This window comes from Xanthomonas sp. SHU 308, from assembly GCF_000364645.1.
Classification (GTDB): domain Bacteria; phylum Pseudomonadota; class Gammaproteobacteria; order Xanthomonadales; family Xanthomonadaceae; genus Xanthomonas_A; species Xanthomonas_A sontii.
Map to the genome: position 1 here is coordinate 1 of NZ_AQOK01000106.1, position 8,150 is coordinate 8,150.

4 protein-coding genes are annotated in these 8,150 nt (G+C 67.7%); all 4 read left to right on the forward strand.

Annotation, left to right across the window (positions count from 1 at the left end; genetic code table 11):
- A partial coding sequence (locus D588_RS24025) for a response regulator (protein WP_043083472.1) occupies positions 1-1,903 on the forward strand: 1,903 nt, incomplete at its 5' end.
- A complete protein-coding gene (locus tag D588_RS0104870; RefSeq protein ID WP_017915174.1) occupies positions 1,890-3,227 on the forward strand; it encodes a chemotaxis protein CheB in 1,338 nt (445 codons plus the stop codon). The genes D588_RS24025 and D588_RS0104870, both read left to right, overlap by 14 nt.
- Before the next feature lie 73 nt (positions 3,228-3,300).
- Positions 3,301-3,777 (forward strand): chemotaxis protein CheW, encoded by a 477-nt coding sequence (locus D588_RS0104875; protein ID WP_010343236.1) that lies wholly within the window; start codon positions 3,301-3,303, stop codon positions 3,775-3,777.
- Positions 3,778-4,648: 871 nt separating this feature from the next.
- Positions 4,649-8,150, forward strand: a 3,502-nt coding sequence (locus D588_RS28395) for a DUF6531 domain-containing protein (RefSeq protein WP_232764224.1), incomplete at its 3' end; no start/stop codon positions are given.

Consider the following 8,150-nt stretch of genomic DNA (forward strand, 5'->3'; position numbering starts at 1 on the left):
TGCCGCGGCACTGGCCGCCGTGGCGGCGCCGTTGTCGGCACCGCTGCCGGTGGAGGGCACGCCCGACGAAGAGGCGACGATCGCGCGGCCTATGCAGGAACAGGTACGCGTGCGTGCCGACCTGCTCGATCGCCTGGTCAACCACGCTGGCGAAGTGGCGATCTACCGCTCGCGGCTGGAGCAGCAGCTGGGCGCGTTCCGCGGCGCGATGGCCGAACTGGACCGCACCAACGCGCGTCTGCGCGACCAGCTGCGGCGCCTGGATCTGGAAACCGAGGCGCAGATCGTCGCCCGCTACCAGCGCGAACAGGACCAGACCGAGCAGAGCTTCGATCCGCTGGAACTGGACCGCTTCTCCACGCTGCAACAGCTCAGCCGCGCGCTCAACGAGTCCGCGGCCGACCTGGGCGGCCTGCAGGGCGTGCTCGACGACCTGGCGCGGCAGTACGACGGTCTGCTGCAGCAGCAGTCGCGCGTCAGTTCGGAATTGCAGGACGGGCTGATGCGCGCGCGCATGGTGCCGTTCGACGGCCTGGTGCCACGGCTGCGGCGCGTGGTGCGCCAGGCCGCCAGCGAGACCGGCAAGCAGGTGCACCTGAGCCTGGAAGGCACCCACGGCGAACTCGACCGCAACGTGCTCGACCGCATGGTCGCGCCGCTGGAACACATGCTGCGCAACTCGGTCGCGCATGGCCTGGAGGCGCCGGAACAGCGGCGTGCCGCGGGCAAGGCGGAGGAGGGCAACATCGCCATCCGCCTGCGCCGCGAGGGATCGGAAATCGTGCTGGAAGTGGCCGACGACGGCGCCGGGCTCGACCGCGAAGCGATCCGCCGCCGCGCCGAGCAGCGCGGGCTGATCGCCGCCGACGCGGTGCTGTCCGACGACGAACTGGATGCGCTGATCTTCGCGCCCGGGTTCAGCACCTACGACCAGGTCAGCCAGCTGGCCGGCCGCGGCGTCGGCATGGACGTGGTACGCAACGAAGTGCGCCAGCTCGGCGGCTCGGTGGACATCCACTCGGTGCGCGGCCAGGGCGTCACCTTCACCCTGCGCCTGCCGCAGACCCTGGCGGTGACCCAGGCGGTGTTCGTGCAGATCGGCGAGACCACCTTCGCGGTGCCGGTGGCGTCGGTCAGCGGCATCGGCCGCATCGGCCGCGAGCGTTTCGAGGCCGGCACCGGCGGCTACCGCTACAGCGGCGAGGAATATGCGCTGCACGACCTCGGCTCGCTGGTCGGGCAGGCGCCAGCACGCGCCGAAGGCCAGGCGCAGGTGCCGCTGCTGCTGGTGCGCGCGGGCGACCTGCGCGCGGCGGTGGCGATCGACCAGGTGCTCGGCAACCGCGAAATCGTGGTCAAGCCGGTCGGCCTGCAGATCGCCTCGGTGCCCGGCATCTACGGCGCCACCATCACCGGCGACGGCCGCGTGGTGGTGATCCTCGACATCGCCCCGCTGGTGCGCCGCTTCCTGGCGCAGCCGTTGCGGCCGGTGGTGGAGGCCGCGCCGACCGAACAGCGGCGCGTGCCGCTGGTGATGGTGGTCGACGACTCGCTGACCATGCGCAAGGTCACCGGCCGCGTACTGGAGCGGCACAACTTCGACGTGGTGTCCGCGCGCGACGGCGTCGAGGCGCTGGAGCGCCTGGAAGAGCGTGTGCCCGACCTGATGCTGCTGGACATCGAGATGCCGCGCATGGACGGCTACGAACTGGCGACCGCCATGCGCGCCGATCCGCGTTACGCCGCCGTGCCGATCGTGATGATCACCTCGCGCAGCGGCGAGAAGCACCGCCAGCGCGCCTTCGAACTGGGCGTGCAGCGCTATCTCGGCAAGCCCTACCAAGAGTTGGATCTGATGCGCAACGTCTACGACTTGCTGGGGATCGCCCGTGTTCGCGAATGACGGCGACGCCACCTCCACGCCGGTCGCATTGCTGGCCCGTCCCGGCAAGGCGCGCGAGCGCCTGCGCGAAGCGCTGCACCTGGTCGGCGCGGCGATCGTGCTGGAAGACGACCCGGGCGCGATCGACGCGCAGACCCTGGCCGATGCCGCCCCCAGCGCGGTGCTGATCGCGCTGGAACCGGCGATCGAGGACGCACTGGAGCGGCTGGATGCGGCGCTGGCGCTGCCCGGCGTCACCGTGATCTTCGACGAGGCCGAGCTGGCCTCGCGCCGCGAGGGTTGGGAAGCGCAGCGCTGGGCGCGGCATCTTGCGGCCAAGCTGCAAGGCCATCAGGACGTGCTGCCGCCCGGCCGCGAGACCGAGACCGGCCTGCAGCCGGAGCCGGGCCTGCCGGCGACACCGGCGCAGTTGCACGACGACGCACCGATCGGCCTGCACGTCGACGAAGCCGCCGGCTTCGCCGAGGCCGCGCCGGAAGACGGCATGTATGCCTGGCACCCGCCGGCGGACGTCGCGCCCGGTTTCGAGGACCTGCAATTCGCACGCGCCGAAGCCGCTGCCAGCGAAGTGTCTGCCGCGCCGGCTGCACCGCAGGCCGATACCACACCGGCTGCGTCCACAACCGCACCCGCGGCGCTGCCAGCCACTGCCTGGTCGCTGGTCGACGACGACGCGCACTTGCTCGCCGCTGCGCCGCGCGCGCCGCAGCATATCCCGCAGTTCTCCACCGAAGGCCTGTCGCTGGTCGCGCTGGAGTCCGAAGAGCCCGCGGCCACGAGCGGCGCCGGTGCAGGCGCCGCCGCACGCGGCGCGGTGCTGGTGATGGCCGGCATCGGCGGCCCCGACGCGATCCGCCGCCTGCTCGCCGCACTGCCGGAGAACTTCCCGCTGCCGCTGCTGGTGCAGTTGCGCCTGGATGGCGGCCGCTACGGCAACCTGGTCAAGCAGATCGCCCGCGTGTCCGCGCTGCCGGTGCTGCTGGCCGAGGCCGGCGAGCCGGTCGTTCCCGGCAACGTCTACATCCTGCCCGACGATGTCGGCGTGCACGGCACCGCCGGCCTGCGCTTCGTCGCCCGGGACGCCGGGGCCTCCGTGGTCGCCGGCCTGCCGGCCGCGCACAGCGCGGTGCTGCTGCTCAGCGGCAGCGATCCGCAGCAGGTGGATGCGGTGCTGGCGCTGGCCGCGCAGGGCGCCTGGGTGGCCGGGCAATCCGGCGACGGCTGCTACGACCCCGCCGCTGGCGCGCACCTGATCCTGCAGGGCCATCCCGGCGGCGATCCGGCGCAACTGGCCCAGGCCTTGACCGCGCGGTGGAGCGGCTGAGCGAGGCGGCACACGCCATTCATCGCTGCGCCCGCATCGTGCGTTTTTTCCGCTTCCAGGACGAAGTCACTCCATGAGCAGCTACGCCAGCAACGACGAAATCCGCGGTGTCCTCATCCTGGCCGGCAGCGAGCGCGTGCTGCTGCCCAACGCCACCATCGCCGAAGTGATGTCGCGCGTGCCGGTCGAACCGCTGCCCGACGCACCACACTGGCTGCTTGGCCAGATCGCCTGGTACGGCTGGAAAGTGCCGCTGGTCTCCTTCGCCCGCCTGACCGGCCTGGGCGCCGAGATCGTCGCCGCCAACAACAAGATCGTCGTGCTCAAGGCCCTGGGCGGCAACCCCGACCTGCCGTACGTCGCACTGCTCACCCAATCCTTCCCGCAACTGATCTCCGTCCCCCGCGACGGCCTGCTCGCCGACGCCTCCGAAGAAACCCTCCCGCCGGGCGTGCACATGCGTGTGCTGCTGGGCGAACAGAGCGCCTTGCTGCCGGATCTGGAGGCGATCGAGGGGATGGTGGTGGAGCGGTTTGCGGCGGTCAGCTAGATCTGTAGCAGTCTTGCAACGGCCTTGCTTCTGACTGCGTACCGCAACCATCCTGGCCGATGCTATGCGCGCTTGAGCGAAAGCCGCAGCGGCTTGTTGCCAGTGGATAGGGCCATCGTCTAGCATCGCTTCTCGTAATGACAAGGATTGTCGTATGCGCAACGTGCGTGCACCCGTTCGCTGTATTGCGTCGCTCAGGGATGATGCGACTGCCCACTCTCGGGTATCCCACCTGTCTGGTTCTTCAATGTTACCGCCGAGCCTGTGGCGGCCATTGGCGGCGCGCTGTCGTGCGCTGGTCGGCGTTCGGCTGGGTAAACAGCCAACGACCCCTGATTCGATTGGATTGATGAACTTCTTGCAAGGACGCGCAATGACTACGGTGCATCACGCCCCATCCTCCATCCGTGCCACCCGCTTTGCGCTGGTAGTGGCTCTGTTCTTTTTGTTCGTCGGTTCGGCGTTTGCCGTAACAGAAGGACCGAAGCAGAAGTTCGTCGTCCGCGATGCCGAGGGAATTGATCGCGGCACCTACGACACCCAGTCGGAGGCGGAAGCGGCGATCAAGGCGATTCCGGGGCCCCAGTATTCGGAGGATGCCTACCAGTATGTCGACACCATTAAGGACACGAAGCTTCGTGATGACGGAGTCTCGCTGATCACGTACTGGATGGGCAACGAGAAGGCAAAAGACGAAGATTGGATTTACATCGCCGGGACGACTAAGGTCCTCACCGAAGCGGAGGCCGTGGCGTCGCTGGTGCAGCAGTTGAGTGAACAGGCGCCCCAATGTGGAACTGCATCCGCCACGCCGCAGGGCGGATGGGTTGCGGGAGCAGGCCCATACCCAGAGTACGACATGGGGGCGGAAATGCAAACGAGGTACTACAGCGTGGTCGTCTTTTTCGACGACTGCAGCGGTACCTACGGCTACACCAGCTCCATCGCCCGATCCCGGCGGAGCGAATGCCCCAAGCCCCACACCAACTGGTACATCAGCGACCAAGGCTGCACGAACAATGAGATCTTCGCGACCATCGAAGTCATCACCCTGCAGTGCGGAGACGAGCAAGGCCAAGGAGCTAGCACAGTTGGCGGCGGCAACTCGGGTATGGTGGGCAACCCCTGCGACGTCAAGACCGGCGAGAAATTCCAGGCCGAGCGCGATCTCGATCTGGGCTGGATCACCCTGACGCGTTACTACCACTCGGGTATCGCACTGAATACCGGTGGTTTCGGCCCTGGCTGGACCTTCTCGCACAGTCTGCACCTGACCATCCAGGGCGATACGCTGGGCCTGATCGAGGGTAGCGGCTATGCCGTTCCGTTCCGCAAGATGGGAGCCGAGTATCGCGCGGCCAATGCCTCGGACGAACGCATCGTTGCCAATGGCGACCAGTGGCTGCTGTATCGCCAGGATGCCATCTACACCTTCGATGCCAAGGGCAAGCTGGTCTCGCGCATGGCCGAGGATGGCAGCGGGTGGGTGTACGGCTACAACACACGTGGGCGCTTGCAGAGCATCGCCTCGCTGCAGGGGCGCTCCATCGAACTGGTGTATGCCGACGACAACGACGACGCGCTCATCACCGGCATCGTCTCAGGTGGAGTGCAATTAGCCAGTTACGGCTACGATCAGCAGCGCCTTGCCAGCGTCACCTATGCCGATGGCAAAAGTCGGATCTATCACTATGAAGACACGCGCTTCCCGCGCCATCTGACCGGTGTGACCACGGAGGACGGCCAGCGCTTCAGCACCTTCGCCTACGACGAGGTCGGCCGTGCGACCTCCAGCCAGCACGCCGGTGGCATCGACGGCATCACCCTGGCGTACTCGGCTGCCGGTACTCGCGTCACCGATGCGCTGGGCGATGTCAACGATTACACGATGACCGAGGCGGGTGGTGCCTCGCCGAAGGTCGCCACCGTCGCCAGGACCGACGGGACGCTGCAGTACAGCTACAACGACCAGTCCAGCGACTTCCGCCGCCGGCTCAGCAGCGTCACCGATCGCCGTGGCATCCAGACCCAGCACAGCTACGCCGAAGCGACCGAGAACGGTGTCGCGGTGAACATCCACACCGTGCGCGAGGCGATCGGGCAACCGCAGGAGCGCACCACGACGACGCGCACCGCGGCTGGCAGCAATCGCCTGCTGTCGGTGCAGACCGGCGGACGCACCGTGTCCTACAGCTATAACGATCGCCTGCAGCCGGTGCAGATGACGAGCAGCGACACGGCTTTAGGCAAGCAGCGCACTATCACCTACAGCTACTGCGAAGCGTCCGACGTAGCCGCGACCGACAGCACCTGCCCGATCCTGGGCCTGCCCAAGTCGGTCGACGGCGCGCGCACCGACGTCAACGACCTCACCAGCTTTACGTATTACCCCACCGACGACAGCACCTGCGCCACGTCCCCGACCACCTGTCCGCACCGCAAGGGCGACCTGTGGAAGGTGACCAACGCGCTTGGCCAGGTCACCGAGTACCTGGCCTACGACGGCGCTGGCCGCGTGCTGTCGGTGAAGGACGCCAATGGTGTGGTCACCGACTACACCTACCATCCGCGCGGCTGGCTGACTGCCAGCAAGGTGCGCGGGTCCGACGACAGCAGCGAGAGCGACGATCGCATCACCGCGATCGACTACTGGCCGACTGGTCTGGTCAAGCAGGTGACGCAGCCCGATGGCGCGTTCACGCGCTTCACCTACGACGCCGCGCACCGGCTGACGGATATCGCCGACAACGCCGGCAACACGATCCACTACACCCTGGACAACGCCGGCAACCGATTCAAGGAAGACACCAAGGACGCCTCGGGCACGCTCAAGCGCACGCTCTCGCGGGTATACAACCAGCTCGGCCAATTGGCGACGCAGGCCACCGCGCAGGGCGATCCGACCGACTTCGGCTACGACGCCAACGGGAACACCAAGACCGTCACCGACGCGCTCGGGCATGCCACCCAGAACGACTACGACCCGCTCAACCGCCTGGCGCGGACGCTGCAGGACGTGGGCGGCATCGCCGCCGAGACCAAATTCGGCTACGACGCCCTGGACAACGTGACCAAGGTGACCGATCCCAAGGGCCTGGACACTACTTATGCCTACAACGGCCTGGGCGACCTGACCAAGCTCACCAGCCCGGACACCGGCAGCACCACGTACACCTACGACAGCGCCGGCAACCGCGCCACCCAGACCGACGCGCGCAACATCAAGACCAGCTACGGCTACGACGCGCTGAACCGCCTGACCCAGGTCACCTATCCGACCACCAGCCTCAACGTCAGCTACACCTACGACGTCAGTCAGACGACCTGCGCCAGCGGCGAGACCTACGGCATCGGCCGCCTGACCCGGATGCAGGACGGCAGCGGCAGCACCGACTATTGCTACGACCGTTTCGGCGATCTGGTGCGCAAGGTGCAGACCACCAACGGCAAGGTGTTCGTGGTCCGCTACGCGTACACCAAGGCCGGGCAACTGAGCCGCCTGACCTACCCGGATGGGGCGGTGGTGGACTACGTGCGCAACGCCCAGGGCCAGACCACCGAGGTCGGCGTGACTCCGCCTGGCGGCACCCGTCAGGTGCTGCTGAATCAAGCCACCTACTATCCGTTCGGTCCGGTGGCGGGCTGGACCTACGGCAACGGCCGTCCGATGCAGCGCGTGCTGGACCAGGACTATCGCCCGTTGGCGGTCAACGACACCCGCAGCGATGGTCTGGCCGTGGGCTTTGCCTTCGACCCGGTCGGCAACCTCAGCGCACTGACCGCACCGGGCAACACCGCGCCGGTCATCAAGCTGGACTACGATCCGCTGGGCCGGCTGACCGCGTTCAAGGACGGCCCGACCGATACGGTGATCGACGGCTATACCTACGACGCCACCGGCAACCGCCTCAGCGCCAAGGTCAACACCACCACGCAGACCTACAGCTATCCGACCACCAGCCACCGCCTCAGCAGCGTGGCCGGCACCGCACGCAGCTACGATGCGGCTGGCAACACCACGGCCATCGGCGGCACCGCCGTGCAGTACGTGTATGGCGCCAACGGCCGGCTCTCCCAGGTCAATCGCAATGGCGCCAAGGTGGCGAACTACGCCTACAACGGCCGCGGCGAGCAGGTGCGGCGGGTGGGCAAGACCAACGTCTACACGCTGTACGACGAGAGCGGCCATTGGATGGGGGACTACGACGCCAACGGTGCGGTCGTGCAGCAGGCGATCTGGCTGGACGACCTGCCGGTCGGCGTGCTGGCCAAGACCACGCTGCGCTACGTGCAGCCGGACCACCTGGGCACGCCGCGCGCGGTGATCGACCCGGTCCGCGACGTGGCGATCTGGCGCTGGGACCTGAAAGGGG